A 16,994-nucleotide genomic window follows, 5' to 3' on the forward strand; every position below is an offset into this window, starting at 1 on the left:
CGGGCGGCAAGGCACGTGTTGGAGTGCTTGTTGCGGAACTGCGCACCGTCGGGGAACCACTGCTGGTTGTTGCTGCCACCGCAACCCCACTGCTGCACGCGCCCGGAACCGACGTCCAGATCCAGACACTTACCGCTGTAGCGGCTGACGATTTCCATCGAGCCGTCGCCGTGTCGCGGCTTCAGGTCCCACTGCTGGTTGGCGGTTCCGAGACAGCCCCACTGGTGGATCCGGCCACCGTCGCGCCGACCGTCGGCGTCGCGGGTGTCCACGTCGATGCACTTGGTGCTGACCCGGTTGGTGACCAGGCCGCGGTCGACGACCCGGGTCCACGTGGTGGCACGTTCCAGCGGCGGAGGTGGTGGCGGTGGGGAAGTGCCCACCCGCTCGATCCACCAGCGCTGGTTCTTCGCACCGTTGCTGCACGGATCCCCACTGACCCAGTGGGTGGGCAGCGAGCTGCTGTGCGCCAGGCAGAACGTGGCGGGCAGCCCTTGCATGATCTCGAAGTACATCAGTTGTCGGGCACCGCCGACCGCGTTGTCCGGGATCACAAACTCCACCGGGTCGCCGAGCGCGGCCCACTGCCAGGCCGCACCGCCGTCGCCACGCAGATGGTTGTTCAGGTTGCTGCGCAGCGTTATTGTGCCGGGCTGGCCATTGGCCATGAACCACTCCTGGCCGGCCTCACCGGCCGGACCGGTGACCACCCACTTGGAGCCGGGCTCGTACGGGCGCAGATACTCGCCGGTCTCGGCGTTGCGCAGCCGGACCCAGCCCTCCTGCACGTAACTCGGCGAGACCGGTTCGCCGGTCATGCCGTCCGATCCCTTGCCCGGTGTGTTGGAGCAGCGGAATTCGCGCTTGTTCGGGTCGGACGCCGAGTTGGCCAGCGCGGTCAGACAGGTCCCGATGGCCTGCTGGCCGAAGCTGTTCGGGTGCACCGCCTCGCGGTAGTCGCCCTGCTGGTGCGGCTCCGGGACGGGCACGTTGGGCAGGTACGGCACCCAGCGCACCCACTCCGCCTCGGCACCCGGCATGCCGTTGGCGTCCTTGGCGTCGGCCTGGCGGGCGTTCTTGGCACACAATTCGTGGCCGGCGAACGCCTGGCTCAGGTCCAGGAATTCGGCATCCTTGGCGGCTGCGGCCGAGCGCAACATCGAGGTGATGCGCGGTATCACCGACTCGACCGCCCAATCGGAGGCGGCATCGGTGAACGGGCAACCACCCTGCGTGTAGCGGGGCTTGATCTTGTTCTCGTACCGGTTGTCGGCGGCCCGGGCCAGCGGCGTCGGATAGGACTGGAGCACCAGACGATACGAGCCATCCGCCTGTCCGGCTCGGCGCATCGTGGCGCGAATCGCCTCCAGCGTCGCGGTCACCTTGTCCTGCGTGGCGGGCAGCGCGTTGGCGAACGACCTCTCCCGGCCGGTGTCCCGATTCTCGCAGGCCGGGTCCCAGGTGAAGAACGCCTTGGCGCAACTGCTCAGGATGTCGGCGAATTTCAGGTCGTTGCCGCCGACCGAAACCACGATCAGCTTGACCTGGTTGTCCTTGGCCACATCGGCGAGTTGGTCCACCTGTGGCCGCTCGCCCTCCTTGAAGCCCTCGGAGATCACATGTTTGGTCTCGGCCCCGGAACACGCCAGGTTGATCCGGCGGTCCACGGCCAGATTCGCGCTGTTGATCTCGGCCACGTCGGAGCGCTCGCAGCCGTTGCCGCCGGCGTACTTGGTGTTGCCGTACACGGAGTCGCCCCGGTCGGTGCCCCAGTAGCCGGCGTCGGCGGTGTCCGCGTTGCCGGCCCAGCGACCGGCCTCACCGGAGATGTAGCTGTCCCCGAGGGAAACCGCCGCGGTGGGCCGGTCGTCGTCGCTCGGGCAGGACGGTTCCCCGGTGTCGGCGGCGCCCGCTTCGGCGTCGCGGGCCGTGGCGCGGGCAGCGGGGGCAGCGTAGAGCGTGGTGTGGTTCCATTCACCGCACGACCGCGCGGCCCTCGGCGCGATGCGGACCGGGAGATGGTCCGATTGGCTCTGGTTGCCCACGGACACTGTCACCTCCCTCAACTGCGAGGGCGTCACCAGGAAGTCCAGTGCGGGTTCGCCCTCCCCGATGTGGGTCCGCGCCGGCGGATTGTCGGCTCTGCCGTTCACGCGGGCGAAGAGTGGCGTGCCGTAATCCGCCGGGAAGGTGCCCGCCTGACTGTTGAAGTCGCCGAGGGCGACCCACCCGGCATCTCCGGCGTGGTTGCGGATGGCTCCGAGCAGGCCCCGGGCATGCGGGTTGGGCCGGTCTCCGCTGCGAATGGACGCGGTGTGCACGTTGTACACCCAGCCGGTGTCGAAGCGCAGACCGAGTGCGGGCCGGGCGCGGTTGCGGACCGGGTCGGCAACGACGGCGAATTCGTTGGCCTTTTGTCTCGACCACATCGCCATCGAGGTCCGGACGCCCCGTGGGTTGATCGGGTCGAAGCCGACGCCGCCCGGCAGCCGCTTCTGCAGCGGGTGGATCTGCAGGAAGTACAGGTAGCCACGAGCCTCGTTGCGAGGGCTCACCTGATACTCGGTCAGGTCGTATCTGAGCGGCGGCAGCGCATCGGGACCGGCGTTCTCGTTCCCGTCCTCGTCCTCCTCGGGGACGTCGACGGCACCGCCCAGTTCCTCGGGCCGGTAGTTCCGGGCGGTGCGCAGACCCAGCCCAGGGATCGGCGATTCGGTGCCGGCCTCCTGCAGGGCGACGACGTCTGCGCTCCATTTCAGTTTGTCGACTCTGGACCATTTGGACGTGTTCGGGCCGCTACCGGAACGACCCTGCATGTTCCAGGTGACGAGCCGCTCGGTGGGGTCGACGGCGGCGGCCTGCGGGGCGGCCCCGATCTGCGCGGTCGGCGCCGCCGTCGCCGGCGACACCGTCTGCGGTCCCAACAACAGCGCGCCGAGCGCGCCGACGGCCACCAGTCGCGAGCGTTTCCCGCGATGACGTCGCAGTAAGGTCGACGCGCGTAGGCGCTCGCCCAAACGAACCCTAACCATTCCTTTGCCTCTCCTCGGTGAATCGATGACCGAAGGAGATTAGGGGATCGTGTTCAACGTCTTCTGCTCGGGTACTGAACACCCGCTACTCGACCACGATTTCCCGCCGGCCCGAGCAACGCCGCGGCGAGGGCGCCCGCTTCGTCAGCCGGCGTCGGTCGCGCCGTGCTCGAGTTCGCGCGCCGGCCTCGGGTCGGCGCGGAAGGCGTCCGCGTGGTCGGCCACCCATTCCCGAAACGTGCGCGCCGGCCTCCCGGTGACCTCCTCCACGGTGGAGGTCGGCGGCAGCGGATCGGTGACCGTCCGGGCCTGCGCGCGCAGCACGTCGTCGACGGCCTCGGCCGGCCAACCCAGACCGAGCATCCGCTGCCGCGCGGCCTGCGCAGTGTCCTCCTCCCAGTGCACGGGGCGACCGGTCACCTCACCGATGATCCGCGCCTGTTCGGCCTGGGTCAGCAGGGTGGGCCCGGTCGGTTCGTGGACCTTCCCGGCGTGGCCCTCGCCCGTGAGCGCGCGGACCGCGACCGCGGCGATGTCCTTCTCATCCACCACCGGCGCGGCCGACGCCCCGTACAGCCCGCGCACGACCGCGTCGGCGCGGATCTGCTCGGCCCAATGGAGGGTGTTGGCCGCGAACACGTTCGGCCGCAGCACCGTCCACTCCGGGCCGGATCGGGCGATCAGCCCTTCGGCCTGCCGCTCGTGGTCGCGCACGGCCACGGAGGACAGATAGACGATGCGGCGCGCGTACCGGGCGGCCGAGTCCAGGAACGTCGAGAGCCCGTCGACCATGGCGAACGGCCAGACCAGGAACACCCCCGCGATCCCATCCGTCACCTCGGGCGCCGGCCGATCGCACAGGTCGCCCCGCACCACCTCGACGCCGGCCGGCAACTCGGCCGCGTCGGGATCACGGGTCAGCGCCCGGACCGGGGTTCCCGCCTCCAACAACTGCGCCACGACCTGCCGTCCGACCGTTCCGGTCGCCCCGGTCACCAAAATTGTGCGCTGCTCGGACATGGCCGCTGCCTCTCCACGGTTCCCCTTCGTGACGCCGAGGCCACCGGGGGTCGATCATCTCGTCGATGTTCACCATAGGTAGGGCAGCCGAGACGCCCAATAATCAATCAACTCGTATTCATACGCCTTCGTCTTTGCCATGCGACTGCGGATAACCTCACCTCATGGACGTGCTCAGCGACGTCATCGCCACCATGCGCGCCGGCCGGCCCCGCTGCGCGTATGTGCGGTGGCACGGGCCCTGGGGGCAGCGCTTTCCCGCGTCGATCGGATCCGCGGGATTCCAGGTGATCCTCCAGGGCACGTGCCGGCTCGTCCCGCCGAGCGGCGCGCCCGTCGCACTCGGCGTCGGCGATGTGGTCTTCCTTCCCCACGGGCACGGCTACGGCCTGGCGGACAGTCCCACCACCCCACTGGCCGAGCCCGCGTGCGACCCGCTCGACGATTCGGATCCGCGCGCCTGCGCGACCGTCGGCCGACCCGGGCACGGCGCCGTCACGGTGACGCTCTGCGGTGGCTACCAACTCGACCCCGGCCGCGCCCACCCGCTCCTGGACGACCTGCCGAACCTGATCCACCTGCCTGCCCGCGCCGGCGCACACACCGACCTGCAGGCGGCCGTCGACCTGCTCGGCCGCGAACTCGCCGTCCCCCGCCTCGGCGCGGACACCCTCGTCCCCGCCCTCCTGGACATGTTGCTGCTGTACATCCTGCGTGCCTGGTTCGAGGAACGACCGGAGCGCGGCCCGGCCACGGGTTGGGCCGCGGCGCTGGCCGATCCGGCCATCAGCGCCGCGTTGGACGCCATTCATCGCGCCCCCGGACAGTCCTGGTCGATCGAGACGCTGGGCCGCCGGGCGGGCCTGTCCCGGGCGGCCTTCTCCCGGCGCTTCACCGCCCTGGTCGGTCGGTCTCCGGGCACCTACCTCACCTGGTGGCGCCTGACCGTCGCGGCCCGAACGCTGCGCGAGAGCGACGCGCCGCTGGGGGAGGTGGCCCGCCGGGTCGGCTACACCTCGGAGTACGCGTTCGCCAATGCGTTCAAACGCGAGTTCGACACCGCCCCCGGCCGGTATCGCCGACAGACGGCACACATCCCGCCGGAGCAGATCATCCCGGGGTCGCGCCCGACCCCATGGGACGAGCCGACCTGACCCGGCCCCGGCCGCCACACCCGGGGTCGACGCCGCCGCTGATCCGTCAACGTTCCGGAGCCGGTCCCGATTCCGGGACGGCGCCCGGCAGTTCGCCGGTGCCCAGGCCGATGAGGTCCTTGAACGCGGCCGCGACCTCGGCGGCGGTGCTCACGTCCGGCCGGTACCACCAGTGCATCCAGCTCATCATGCCGAGGATGCCCTCGCTCAGGATGCGGGTGGTGTGTCGGGCGGGGAGCACGCCGGCCGCCTGGGCGCGGGCGACGACGTCTTCGACGCGGCGGGTGAACTCGATCTCGTGGAGGTGTGCCTCGCGGGCCACCTGCTCGGGGAGGGAGCGGTATTCCTTCCAGTAGACCGCGAACGTGCGCTGGTTGATGACCAGCGACGAGACGAACGCGTCGATGATCCTGCGCAGTTGGTCCGCCGGCTCGCCCTCGACGGCCAGCGCGGCGTCGAGGGCGAGGGTGAAGTCGCGGTCGACCTGGCGGGCGATCTCGCTGAGCAGGACTTCCTTGGAACCGACGTAGTGGTACAGGCTCGGCTGGCTCATCCCGACGCGGGCGGCGATCTCCTTGGTCGTACCGCGTTCGAAGCCGTGGGTGAAGAAGACGTCGGCGGCGACGTCGAGGATCTCCCGGCGCTTGCGCAGCCATTCCTCGGTCGGGCGGTCGGCGCCGGACTCGCGGCTGCGCCGTGCGGCTGGTTCACGCTTGGCCGGCAAGTTCCGCACCCCTTGTGGTTGTGTCGAGCCGGTCGTGGTCCGGCGGCTCAGGTCCGGGTTTCGTCCGGGCCCGTCATTCTAGGGCGCGGCTCGATCGACTCCGCATGTCGCCTGCGCAGCGCGACACGGTCCACCTTGTTGGCCGCGGTGTGCGGGATGTCGCCCACCTCCCGGATGTCGGCGGGTCGTTTGTAGGCGACCAGTCGGGCGGCACACCAGCGGTGCAGTTCGTCGACGTCGAGGGTGCTGTCGGGGGTGGCCACCACGAAGGACACCGGGCGCTCGCCCTTACGTTCGTCGGCGAAGCCCAGGGTCACCGCACGCAGCACGGACGGATGCGCGGCGAGGATTTCGTCGATCTCGCGGGGGAAGACGTTGAATCCGCCGACCAGGATCATGTCCTTCTTGCGGTCGACGATGTAGAGGTAGCCGTCGTCGTCGAGGTATCCGAGGTCGCCGGTGTGCAGTAGGCCGTCGGCGAGGGCGTCGGCGGTTTCCGCCGGACGGTTGCGGTAGCGGATCAGCATGTGCGGTGCCCGGGCGACAATCTCGCCGACCTGTCCCGGCGGGAGCGGCTCGCGGCCGCCCGCACCGGCGACGACGGCGATCTCGACCAGCGGCGCGGGCAGTCCCACCGAGCCCGGTCGCGGTGGTCGGGACGAGGGATTGCAGGCGATGGGCGCGAGTTCGGTCATGCCGAAAGCCTCCCGCACCGGGACACCGGTGGCCGCCTGCCAGCGGGCCAGCAGTTCGCGCGGGAACGGTGCGCCGCCGCCGGGGCACACGCGCAGGGACGCCAGTTGCCCGGCGTCGAGTTCGGCGGCCAGGAGTCCGGCGTAGATCGCGGCGGGGCCGCCGCCGAACACCGTGACCCGGTGCTCCACCAGGGCGCGGGCCAGCGCGGCGGGGTCGAAGCGGGGGGCGGCCATGACGAGTTCGGCGCGGCCGTACATGGGGTTGAGCAGGCCCATGAGCAGGCCCCAGATGTGGAACATCGGTGCCACGTTGAGCCAGGTCTCGGTGTCCGGTTCGGTCGGCCAGCACGCTTCCATGGCCTGGACGGTGAGCAGCAGATTGCGGTGGGTGTGGTCGACGCCCTTGGGGATGCCGGTGGTGCCGCCGGTGTACATCAAGGTGGCGAGGTCGTCCGGGTGCGGCGCCAACCGGTGGTCGCCGGGCGGCGGTTCGGTCTGCCGCCAGGTGTCGAGGTCGAGCCCATCGGGGGCGAAGTCCAGTACGTCGATGCCCAGTTCGCGGCCCAGTTCGCGGGCGGTGCGGCCGGCCGCCGCGCCGGTGACGAGCAGCGTCGGGTCCGCGTCCGCCAGGAGGGGGCGCAGTTCCGCGGCCGGGTAGCCGGGGTTGAACAGCGCCGCCTGGGCACCGGAGGCCAGTGCCGCGAGGACGGCGACCGCGTACTCGGGCGAGTTCGGCAACACGATCGCGACCCGCCCGCCGGCGGCGCCCGCGGTCCGGAGCCGGATCGCCAGGGCCTCGACGCAGCGGCCGTACTCGCGGTACGTGAGGGTGCGGTCCCCGCAGCGCAGCGCGACGCGTTCGGGCGCCCGGGCCACCGCGTCCCGGAAGGCGTGCACCACCGTGTCGTGGGCGCGTCTGCCCCGGCCCGGCGGCATCGTGTCGTACTTCGACGACACGGATTCCTCGCTCATGGATCCTCCCTCGATCATCCTAAGCCCGTTTTATCGATCGGCTGATCGATTGACAAGGGATCGAGTCACATCCGTCGCCCGGACGACGTCGAGCCGAACCCGGTGACCAGGGGTATGTCGAAGATCCTCGGATCCACCGGTGCACGACGGCGCCCGGTGGTGCTACGTTGAGATTCGTTCGATCGATCAATCGAACAGCTCTTCCGAGGCGATCGCGCGGTGCGGCGCCCGGCCGGCGGCCACGGTCGGCGCCCGCCCCGAGGCCCGCGGATCCCCAACCGGAACAACCCCGGCACCTCGTGCAACTCCAGCCACCCAAGCAACCCGAGCAACCCGAGCAACCCGAGCAACCCGAGAGAAGGACGAGATCATGCGCGGTGCAGCCTTCGACCCCGTCGACCCGGAGCCCCCGCCGGGCACGGCGACCCTGTGCCCGGACCGCCGGGTCGTCCTGTGCCCGGTCGACACCGTCCCGGTCGGCCGGATGGTGCGCGTCGAGCCGCCCGGCCTGGAGCCCCTGGCCGTCTACAACATCGACGGGACCGTGCACGTCACCGCCGACACCTGCACGCACGCGCTCGCCTCGCTGACCGACGGCGAATTGGAAGGCGACGTGGTGGTGTGCCCCGTGCACTGGGCCGGGTTCCACGTGCCGACCGGCCTGCCGCAGTGCTTCCCGGCGACCCGCGCGCTCACCGTCTACCGCGCCGCCGTCGAGTCCGGCGACGTCGTCGTCTACCCGGATTCGCCGGCCCACTCCGGGGAGGACTCGTGAGTACGACCGAATCCCGGGTGCCGGACGAGGTGGCGGCCATCCTGGCCCGCTGCGACCTCGACCAAGGGCGCCTGGACCGCAGCGTCTTCCGCGATCGTGCGGTGTACGAGCTGGAGCTGGAGCGTGTGTTCGCCCGCTGCTGGCTCTTCCTCGGCCACGAGTCGCAACTGCCGCGGCCCGGCTCCTTCCTGACCACCTGGATGGGCGAGGACCAGGTGCTCGTCGTGCGTCGGCGCGACGGTGGCATCGGCGCCTACCTCAACAGTTGCCCGCACCGCGGCAACCGGGTCTGCACGACCGAGGCGGGCACCGCGCGCGGGTTCGTCTGCAACTACCACGGCTGGTCGTTCGGCCTGGACGGCGCGCTCACCGGGATGCACGAGGCGCAGGCGTACGCGCGTACCCCCGACTTCGACCGCGCCCGCCTCGGCCTGACGCCGGTCGCCCAATTGGACACGTACAAGGGCCTGGTCTTCGCGACCTTCGACGCCGCCGCGCCGCCGCTGGCCGAGTATCTGGGCGCGTTCACGTACTACCTGGACGTGATCCTCGACAACGACCCCGACGGCACCGAGTTCGTCGGCGGGTCGATCCGCTCGGTGCTCTCGTGCAACTGGAAGATCGCCGCGGAGAACTTCGCGGGCGACGCCCTGCACGCCGGGTGGACGCACGCCTCTGGCGCGCAGGCCACGCTCGGCCGCGCGGTCCCGGATCTGTCCGCCGAGGGCACCGAGAGCTACCAGGCCAATGTCAACGGCCACTGCTGGGAGTTCAACCTCGACGCGGTCGGCAACGCGGCGACGCTGCACGAGCCGCGGGTGCTGGAGTACCTGCGGGCCAACCGGGAGCGTTTCCGCGACCGGCTCGGCGACGTGCGCTCGCGCATGGTGGGGTCGATCAGCTCGGTCAACGTCTTCCCGAACTTCTCCTTCCTGCCCGGGCAGAACACCTTCCGCACGTGGGTCCCGAAGGGGCCGGACCGCACCGAGTTGCACACCTGGGTGCTGGTCAACCGCGCGGCCCCGCAGGAGGTCAAGGACGCCTGGCGCAAGGGCGCCATGATGACGTTCTCGCCGTCCGGGGTCTTCGAGATGGACGACGGCGAGAACTGGGAGCTGTCCACCCGTTCGGCGGCGGGCTTCGTCACCCGACAGCAGCCCCTGCACTACGCACTGGGCCTGGGCAGCCGGGTCCCCCGGGACGAACTGCCGCCGGGCGAACTGCCGGGCAACGTCTTTCGCGGCCAGGTCAACGACGCGAACCAGCGGGCCATGTACCGGCGTTGGTCGCAGCTGCTGACCGCCGAGAGCTGGGCCGACGTCCCGCCGGACCCGGACGGGGAGCAACCGTGACCGACCCCGAGACCCTCCTGGAGGTCCACGGCTTCCTCGCCCGCGAGGCTCGGCTGTTGGACGAGGAGCGCTACGGCGACTGGCTCGACCTGTTCACCGACGACGCCCATTACCTGATGCCGGGCATCGCCGCGCGCGGCCGGCGCGACCCCGAGGGGGCGTGGTCGCCGGAGCGGATGGCGTACTTCGACGACACCAAGAGCGATCTGGCGCTGCGCGTCGCCCGGTTCCAGGCGCCCACCGCGTGGGCCGAGGACCCGCCGACCCGCCACCTGCACGTGGTCTCCAACATCGAGGTGACCGCGGCGGAGCAGCCGGACGAACTCGTCGTCCGCTCGGTGGTGGTGAGTTACCGCAGCCAGTGGGACATCGACGCGTCGGTGCTCTACGGCCGCCGCGAGGACGTACTGCGACGGGTGGACGGCGCACTGCGCATCGCGCGGCGCCTGGTCCTGCTGCGGCATTCCACGTTGCCCGCCAAGAACATCAACACCTTCCTGTGAGGGGGCAAGCGTGAGCACAATCTCGCCTTCCCGGGGCCCGGCGCGCCCCCCGGGTCGCCTCGACGGCCGGGTTGCGATCGTCACCGGCGGCGGCAGCGGCATCGGACGCGCCGTGGTCGATCGGTATGTCGCCGAGGGTGCCCGCGTCGCGGTCCTGGAGCGGGACCCGGAGCGCGCCGCGCAGCTGGCGTCCGGGCACGACCCGTCCCGGGTCCGGGTCGTCGTCGGGGACGTGCGGTGCGAGGCCGACCACGAGCGGGTCGCCGAGGTGGCGGTGGAGTCGTTCGGGCGCGTCGACATCTATGTCGGCAACGCCGGGCTGTACGACTACTCGGCGCCGTTCGACACCCTGGATCCGGCGCGCCTGGTGTCGGGTTTCACCGAGTTGTTCGAGACCAACGTGCTGGGCTACCTGCTGGGCGTACGCGCGGTGCTTCCGCATCTGCGGGCCGCGCGGGGTTCGGTCATCCTGACCGCGTCGTCCAGCGGCTCCTACGCGGGCGGCGGCGGAGTGTTGTACGTGGCGTCCAAGCACGCCGTCGTGGGCGTGGTGCGCCAACTCGCCCACGAACTCGCCCCCGACGTGCGGGTCAACGCGGTGGCCCCGGGCGCCACCCGCACCGCGCTTGCGGGCGTGGGCGCACTCGGCCAGTCGGACCGGCGCCTGGACCGGTCCCGGTCCTTCGAGCAGACCGCCGCGCGCCATATTCCGCTGGGCTTCGTCAGCGCCCCCGAACAGCACACCGGCCTCTACGTGTTGCTCGCCGACCCGGGCGAGTCCGGCTTCGTCACGGGCGCCGTCCTGCCCAGTGACGGCGGTCTGGAGGTACGCGGGCCCCGGCCGTCGACGGCCACGCCCGACGAGCGCCGGCCCGAACGAGGCGCGTCCGGCGGCCCGGCCGCCGAATCCGCGCAGGGAGGAGCATCCGATGACACACCCACCGCAGCCACACAGGGCTGAACCCACGGCACCCGGGCCACGCGGCCGGGAGGCGGGTAAGCCGTACCGCCGACCGCCGGCGCCGGCGGAGCTCGGCGTCTCCCTCGGGCTGTGGCAGGACCGTGCACCGGAGGAGGCCCTGGTCACCGCCCGGCTCGCCGACGAACTCGGCTTCGGCGGCCTGTGGATCGGCGAGATGGCGACATACGACGCATGCGCCCTCGCCACCGCCGTGGGGCTGACGACCCGGCGCATCGGCCTGACCGTGGGCCCCTTCGCGGTCGCCGTCCGCGATCCGATGATGGTGGCGCTGGCCGCCGCGTCCGTCCAGGCGCTGACCGGGCGGGACACCGGCGTCGCGCTCGGCACGTCGAGTGCGGTCGTGGTGCGCGACTGGCACGGCCGCGCGACCGCGCGCGGGGCCACCGCACTCGCCGAATCCGCGGCTGCGGTACGGGCGTTCCTCGACCACGGCCGGGCCGACACCGACGGCGAGGTGGTCCGTACCCGCGGCTATCACCTGCGGCTGCCCCGACCGCGCGGAGGGCTGACGATCGCCGGGTTCGGCCCGTCGGCGCTGCGCGTGGCGGCCCGGCACGCGGACCGTCTGGTGCTCGCCCTGGTGTCCCCGGGCGCCGCCGCGCGCCTGGCCGATCGGGTACGGACCGAGGCCGATCGGGCCGGGCGCCCGCACCCGAGGGTGGCCGTGTGGGTGCCGACCGCGATCGGGCCCGCCGCCAACCTGCGGTCGGCCGTCGACCAGGTGCGGCGCATGCTGGTCGGCTATCTGGCCGCCCCCGGATACGCCGACATGTTCGCCGAGGCGGGTCACGGCGACCTGGTCGCCTTCGCCGCCACCCGTCCCCATCCACGCGTCCTCCTCGACCGGATCCCCGACGAACTCGCCTACCACATAGGGGTGTTCGCCGGACCGGGCGACTGGGCCACGCGGCTCGCCGAATATCGGGCCGCCGTCGACGAGGTGGTGCTCCTGCCCTGCACCACCGACGCGGACCCCGCGGGTGAGCACACGTTGCGCACGGTCGCCGAACAGGCGTCGGCAGCCGCCCCGCTCCCGCCCGCCGAGGAGGCATCGTGACCGGCGCGTCCACCCGACCCGGCCCGCTCCCGGGCACCGACCGCCGCGCGGGTGCTCCGGTGCCGCGCCGCGTCGTCATCGTCGGCGGCGGGCTCGCCGCACACGCATGCGCGGCGCAGTTGCGCGCGGGCGGCCACGACGGCGAGATCACGGTGCTCGGCGCGGAATCGCGGGCGCCGTACGACCGCCCGCCGCTGTCCAAGGAGTTCCTGCACGGGACCATCGAGGGCACCGCGCTGCCGGACCCGGGCGACGTGCGGATGCGCACCGGACACCGCGCCGTCCGGCTCGAACCGGGCCTGGTGCTCAGCCGCGGACCCGACGGCTCGACGCACGAACACCCCTACGACGCGGCGGTGTTGGCCCCGGGTCTGACGGCACGCCGGCTGCCCGGCGACGAGGTGCGGCCGAACACCTGCACGCTGCGGACGCACGAGGACGCCGTCGCGCTGCGCGAGGCGCTCCGCGGCACACCGCGGCTCGCGATCATCGGAGCGGGCTGGGTGGGCGCCGAGGTCGCGGGCACCGCGGCCGGCGCGGGGTGTCGGGTCACCGTCGTCGACACCGCGCCGACGTTGCTGGCCGGGCTGCTTCCGGCCGAACTCGGCGACCCGCTGCGCCGCTGGTACGAGGACGCGGGCATCGACCTGCGCCTGGGCACGTCCATCGTGCACATCGGCGACCAGGACGTGGAACTCGCGGGCGGCGTACGGGTTCCGGCCGACATCGTGCTGGTGGGCATCGGCGCGGAACCCGCGACGGACTGGCTGCGGGGGTCCGCGGTGGCGCTGTCCCCCACCGGCCACATCCCGACCGACGCGTATCTGACCACCTCGGACCCGGCCGTGTACGCGGCGGGCGATGTCGCCGAGTGGCCCTCCGCCCGGTTCGGCGCCCGGCTGTGCCCGGCGCACTGGGACCACGCGGCGGCATCGGGTCGCGCCGTCGCCCGCACCATCCTCGGCGCGGCCCAACCCTACGACCCGGTGCCGTACTTCTGGTCCGACCAGCTCGGCCACCGGATCCAGTACGTCGGGCATCACACCCGAGACGACGACCTGTCGGTCCACGGCACCCCGGGCGCGGGCCCGTGGAGCGTGACCTGGCGGCGCGACGCTCGCCTGCGTGCCGTGCTCACGATCGACGACCCACGCGGTGCCCGACGGGCACTGCACGCGCTGCGCGAGGGCACGGAGCCGGAGTTCGGCCCCGCCGCGCCCACGCGGCTCCCCTGACCCCGTGCCCCGACCTCGACCAATCCCCCGACCCCACGAAGGAGAACGACCTTGCCTCCGACCACGAAGCCGGCGCCGGACCCCGAATCGGCGGACCGACCACGCACCAAAGTGGCCATCATCGGATCCGGCAACATCGGCACCGATCTGCTGATCAAGATCCTGCGCCTGTCGCAGACGCTGGAGATCACCGCGATGGCCGGCATCGATCCGGCCTCCGACGGCCTCGCGTTCGCCCGGCGCCTGGGCGTGGCCACCACCTCCGACGGCGTCGACGGCCTGCTCGCGCTCCCCGAATTCGCGGATGTGCGGCTGGTGTTCGACGCGACCAGCGCCGGCGCCCACGCCGGCCACGACGCCGTGCTGCGGGCCGCCGGCCGGCGCGTGGTCGATCTGACCCCGGCGGCCGTGGGGCCGTTCGTCGTGCCGCCGGTCAACCTCGACGCGCACCTGGACGCACCCAACGTCAACATGGTCACGTGCGGTGGCCAGGCCACGATCCCGATCGTCGCCGCGGTCGCGGCGGTGACACCGGTGCACTACGCGGAGATCGTCGCGTCCATCGCCTCGAAGTCCGCCGGTCCCGGCACGCGGGCCAACATCGACGAGTTCACCGAGACGACCACCCGGGCCATCGAGGAGATCGGCGGCGCCGCCCGCGGCAAGGCGATCATCATCCTCAATCCGGCCGAACCGCCGCTGGTCATGCGCGACACCGTGTACTGCCTGTGCGGACCCTGCGACGAGGACGCGGTACGCGCCTCGATCGAACGCATGGTCGCGGAAGTGTGCGCGTACGTCCCCGGATATCGACTCAAGCAACAGGTCCAGTTCGAAACGCCGGCCGCGGACGACCCGCTCACGCGGCTCGCACCGGCCGGCTCCGACGCGGTCGTCAAGGTCTCGGTCTTCCTCGAAGTCGAGGGATCGGCCCACTACTTGCCCGCGTACGCCGGAAACCTCGACATCATGACCTCGGCCGCCCTGCGCACCGCGGAACGCATCGCCGCCGCCGACACCCCGGAGGCCGCCATATGACCCCCCGTCTGTACATCCAGGACGTCACCCTGCGCGACGGCATGCATGCCATCCGCCACCGCTACACGGTCGCGCAGGCCCGCGCGATCGCCGCGGCCCTGGACACCGCGGGGGTGGCCGCCGTCGAAGTCGCCCACGGGGACGGCCTGGCGGGGTCCAGCATCAACTACGGCATCGGCGCCCACACCGACTGGGAATGGATCGAGGCCGTCGTCGACGTCCTGACCACCGCGATTCCCACCACCCTGCTGCTCCCGGGCATCGCCACCATCAAGGATCTGCGCCGAGCGCACGCGCTCGGGGTGCGTTCGGTGCGCGTCGCGACGCACTGCACGGAGGCCGACGTCGCGGCCCAGCACATCGCCGCAGCACGCGAACTGGGCATGGACGTCGCGGGGTTCCTGATGATGGCGCACATGGCCGAGCCGGCCGAACTCGCCCGGCAGGCCAAGCTGATGGAGTCCTACGGCGCACAGTGCGTGTATGTCACGGATTCCGGCGGGCGGTTGACGATGGATCAGGTTGCGGAGCGGTTCCGGGCGTACCGGGACATGCTCGATCCGGCGACCGAGATGGGCATGCACGCGCACCACAATCTGGGGCTGGGCGTGGCCAACTCCGTGGTCGCGGCCGAGCACGGGGCAGTCCGGATCGACGCGTCGCTGGCCGGTCAGGGCGCGGGGGCCGGCAACTGCCCGCTGGAGGCGTTCGTCGCGGTGGCCGACCTGATGGGGTGGCCGCACGGCTGCGACCTGTATGGGCTGATGGACGCGGCGGACGACCTGGTGCGCCCGTTGCAGGACCGCCCGGTGCGGGTGGATCGCGAGACGCTGACACTCGGGCACAGCGGCGTCTACTCCAGCTTCCTGCGCCATGCCGAGTCGGCCGCGGCGCGTTACGGCGTGGACGCACGCCGACTGCTGGCCGAGGTGGGCCGGCGCAGGCTGGTGGGCGGTCAGGAGGACATGATCGTGGACATCGCACTGGACTTCGTCCAGGGCCGGGGCACGGGATCGGTGGAGGGGGACCGGGCGGGGGCCGGTTCGTAGGCCCGGGGGGCCGGTTCGTAGGCTCGGGCGGGGGTCGCCCGGAGGCCGCGGCGCGTCGGTGTGCTGGTGCCGGATCCGCCTGCGGCCCCAGCGCGTTGGCCCGCTCGCGCGGGACGCCGAAGGGCCCGGCACGTTGGCGGGTTCCGGCCGGAGCCGCCGCAGGGCGCGGCGCGTTGGTGCCCCCGCGCGCGGCGCCGAGCCCGGCACGTTGGCGGACCCGTGCGGGGCGCGAAGGGCTCGGCACGTTCGCGGCTCCGGCCGGCCGCCGCAGGGCGTGGCACGTCGGTGCGATCACGCGGGGGCGGCCGACAGGTCCCGCACCCTTCGCGGGATCCGGCCGGGGCCACCGCAGGGCGCAGCGCGTCGGTGTGCTCGCGCGAGAGCACCGAAAGGCCCGGCGCGTTCCCGGGTTCCGGCCGGGGCCGCCGCCGACGGCCCCGCCCCGGCCGCGCCCCGGCCGGGAACGGCGCCGGGCTCGCGGGGGTGTCCCGGAGCCCGGCGCCCCCGGTCACGCCGCGCCGTCGTAGAACGCGCAGCCGACGCTGCCCAGGCCGCCGAAGTGTGCCCGTACCGTGTTGCCGGCCGCCACGGCCGGGGTCGCGGTGAGCGAGCCGGACAGCACGATGTGGCCCGCCCGCAGGGGCTGTCCGTACTCCGAGAGTGCCCGCGCCAGCCAGGCGACGGCCCGCGCCGGGTGTCCCAGCGAAGCGGCCCCCGCGCCCGTGTCGCGGACCTGCCCGTCGATCTCCAGGACCACCCCGACCGTACGCAGGTCCACCGCCGTCGGGGCGACGAACCGATCGCCGACGACGGCCCGGGCACTGCTGCCGTTGTCCGCGACGGTGTCCACGAAGGTGAGGTCCCACCCGTCGATCCGGGTGTCGATGATCTCCAGCGCGGGAGCGATCGCCGTGGTCGCGGCCATCACGTCGGCGACACCGACGTCCGGCCCGGCCAGCGTCGCCCCCAACACGAACGCGATCTCCGCCTCGACGCGCGGCGCGATCAACTCGCCGACGTCGATCGTGCCGCCGTCCGCGACCATCATCCCGCTGAGCAGGTGGCCGAAGTCCGGGGTGTCCACTCCGAATTGCCGCTGGACGACGGGGTTGGTCGCGCCGATCTTGTGGCCGACGACACGTTCGCCGGTGCGGGCGACACGCCGCGCGATCAGCTCCTGCTGAACGCGGTAGGCGTCCGCGACGTCCATCCCGGGATGGTCGGCGCTCGGCCGGGGACCCGGACGCCGCCGGCCTTCCCGGTCGGCGAGCATGCCCGCCAGTTGTTCCACTGCGGTGCGGTCGATGGCCACAACACTCTCCTTCGCGCCTGCGCGCCTTCCGCGCCTGCCTTCAACCGAAATGATCGATCGATTGAACGATCGATTCATTGTTTACTGAAGATAG

14 protein-coding genes are annotated in these 16,994 nt (G+C 72.1%); 9 read left to right on the forward strand and 5 right to left on the reverse strand.

The features are described 5' to 3' along the window. Window positions 1–2,954 (reverse strand): RICIN domain-containing protein (locus tag ABIA38_RS11555; RefSeq protein WP_424638441.1); only part of this gene is annotated, 2,954 nt, incomplete at its 3' end. A 222-nt stretch (window positions 2,955–3,176) separates the two neighbouring features. Further along, complete coding sequence (locus ABIA38_RS11560; protein WP_424638442.1) at window positions 3,177–4,052, reverse strand: NAD(P)H-binding protein; 876 nt, start codon at window positions 4,050–4,052, stop codon at window positions 3,177–3,179. A 164-nt stretch (window positions 4,053–4,216) separates the two neighbouring features. On the opposite strand from ABIA38_RS11560, the gene ABIA38_RS11565 reads away from it, so the two are divergent. Then, a complete protein-coding gene (locus ABIA38_RS11565; protein ID WP_424638443.1) occupies window positions 4,217–5,206 on the forward strand; it encodes an AraC family transcriptional regulator in 990 nt (329 codons plus the stop codon). A gap of 46 nt (window positions 5,207–5,252) precedes the next feature. On the opposite strand, the gene ABIA38_RS11570 is transcribed toward ABIA38_RS11565, so the two are convergent. Both ABIA38_RS11570 and ABIA38_RS11575 read right to left on the reverse strand, forming a co-directional pair. Beyond that, the gene (locus tag ABIA38_RS11570; RefSeq protein ID WP_424638444.1) at window positions 5,253–5,930 is read right to left on the reverse strand and encodes a TetR/AcrR family transcriptional regulator; all 678 of its coding nucleotides are present in this window, start codon (window positions 5,928–5,930) and stop codon (window positions 5,253–5,255) included. 47 nt (window positions 5,931–5,977) lie between these two features. Next, window positions 5,978–7,597: a class I adenylate-forming enzyme family protein gene (locus ABIA38_RS11575; protein WP_424638445.1), complete on the reverse strand. Its 1,620-nt coding sequence runs from the start codon at window positions 7,595–7,597 to the stop codon at window positions 5,978–5,980. Between the two features lie 370 nt (window positions 7,598–7,967). On the opposite strand from ABIA38_RS11575, the gene ABIA38_RS11580 reads away from it, so the two are divergent. Genes ABIA38_RS11580 through dmpG form a run of 8 tightly spaced genes read left to right on the forward strand, consistent with a single transcriptional unit; the run spans window position 7,968 to window position 15,588 of the window. Beyond that, window positions 7,968–8,372 (forward strand): non-heme iron oxygenase ferredoxin subunit, encoded by a 405-nt coding sequence (locus ABIA38_RS11580; protein ID WP_424638446.1) that lies wholly within the window; start codon window positions 7,968–7,970, stop codon window positions 8,370–8,372. After that, the gene (locus ABIA38_RS11585; RefSeq protein WP_424638447.1) at window positions 8,369–9,724 is read left to right on the forward strand and encodes an aromatic ring-hydroxylating oxygenase subunit alpha; all 1,356 of its coding nucleotides are present in this window, start codon (window positions 8,369–8,371) and stop codon (window positions 9,722–9,724) included. Before ABIA38_RS11580 ends, ABIA38_RS11585 begins: the two co-directional genes overlap by 4 nt. Beyond that, on the forward strand, window positions 9,721–10,227 hold the full coding sequence (locus ABIA38_RS11590) for a 3-phenylpropionate/cinnamic acid dioxygenase subunit beta (RefSeq protein ID WP_424638448.1): 507 nt from the start codon (window positions 9,721–9,723) through the stop codon (window positions 10,225–10,227). The genes ABIA38_RS11585 and ABIA38_RS11590 overlap by 4 nt, the downstream gene beginning before the upstream one ends. 10 nt (window positions 10,228–10,237) lie before the next feature. Continuing rightward, a complete protein-coding gene (hcaB, locus tag ABIA38_RS11595; protein WP_424638449.1) occupies window positions 10,238–11,188 on the forward strand; it encodes a 3-(cis-5,6-dihydroxycyclohexa-1,3-dien-1-yl)propanoate dehydrogenase in 951 nt (316 codons plus the stop codon). Continuing rightward, the gene (locus ABIA38_RS11600; protein ID WP_424638450.1) at window positions 11,157–12,266 is read left to right on the forward strand and encodes an LLM class F420-dependent oxidoreductase; all 1,110 of its coding nucleotides are present in this window, start codon (window positions 11,157–11,159) and stop codon (window positions 12,264–12,266) included. The genes hcaB and ABIA38_RS11600 overlap by 32 nt, the downstream gene beginning before the upstream one ends. Then, a complete protein-coding gene (locus tag ABIA38_RS11605; RefSeq protein ID WP_424638451.1) occupies window positions 12,263–13,501 on the forward strand; it encodes an NAD(P)/FAD-dependent oxidoreductase in 1,239 nt (412 codons plus the stop codon). The genes ABIA38_RS11600 and ABIA38_RS11605 overlap by 4 nt, the downstream gene beginning before the upstream one ends. A 51-nt stretch (window positions 13,502–13,552) precedes the next feature. Next, window positions 13,553–14,539 carry an acetaldehyde dehydrogenase (acetylating) gene (locus ABIA38_RS11610; RefSeq protein ID WP_424638452.1) on the forward strand — a complete coding sequence of 329 codons (987 nt, stop codon included), beginning with the start codon at window positions 13,553–13,555 and terminating at the stop codon, window positions 14,537–14,539. Continuing rightward, window positions 14,536–15,588 carry a 4-hydroxy-2-oxovalerate aldolase gene (dmpG, locus tag ABIA38_RS11615; protein ID WP_424638453.1) on the forward strand — a complete coding sequence of 351 codons (1,053 nt, stop codon included), beginning with the start codon at window positions 14,536–14,538 and terminating at the stop codon, window positions 15,586–15,588. Before ABIA38_RS11610 ends, dmpG begins: the two co-directional genes overlap by 4 nt. Before the next feature lie 508 nt (window positions 15,589–16,096). Here the strand turns inward: dmpG and ABIA38_RS11620 are convergent. Then, on the reverse strand, window positions 16,097–16,900 hold the full coding sequence (locus ABIA38_RS11620; protein WP_424638454.1) for a 2-keto-4-pentenoate hydratase: 804 nt from the start codon (window positions 16,898–16,900) through the stop codon (window positions 16,097–16,099). Window positions 16,901–16,994 lie beyond the last annotated feature (94 nt).

Origin of the sequence: Embleya sp. AB8, assembly GCF_049739465.1 — a bacterium.
Taxonomy (GTDB): domain Bacteria; phylum Actinomycetota; class Actinomycetes; order Streptomycetales; family Streptomycetaceae; genus Embleya.

Coding starts and splice junctions, on each gene's coding strand:
- ABIA38_RS11565 (WP_424638443.1), top strand. CDS start 4,217: ATGGACGTGCTCAGCGACGTCATCGCCACCATGCGCGCCGGCCGGCCC.
- ABIA38_RS11600 (WP_424638450.1), top strand. CDS start 11,157: ATGACACACCCACCGCAGCCACACAGGGCTGAACCCACGGCACCCGGG.
- ABIA38_RS11560 (WP_424638442.1), bottom strand. CDS start 4,052: ATGTCCGAGCAGCGCACAATTTTGGTGACCGGGGCGACCGGAACGGTC.
- ABIA38_RS11575 (WP_424638445.1), bottom strand. CDS start 7,597: ATGAGCGAGGAATCCGTGTCGTCGAAGTACGACACGATGCCGCCGGGC.
- dmpG (WP_424638453.1), top strand. CDS start 14,536: ATGACCCCCCGTCTGTACATCCAGGACGTCACCCTGCGCGACGGCATG.
- ABIA38_RS11580 (WP_424638446.1), top strand. CDS start 7,968: ATGCGCGGTGCAGCCTTCGACCCCGTCGACCCGGAGCCCCCGCCGGGC.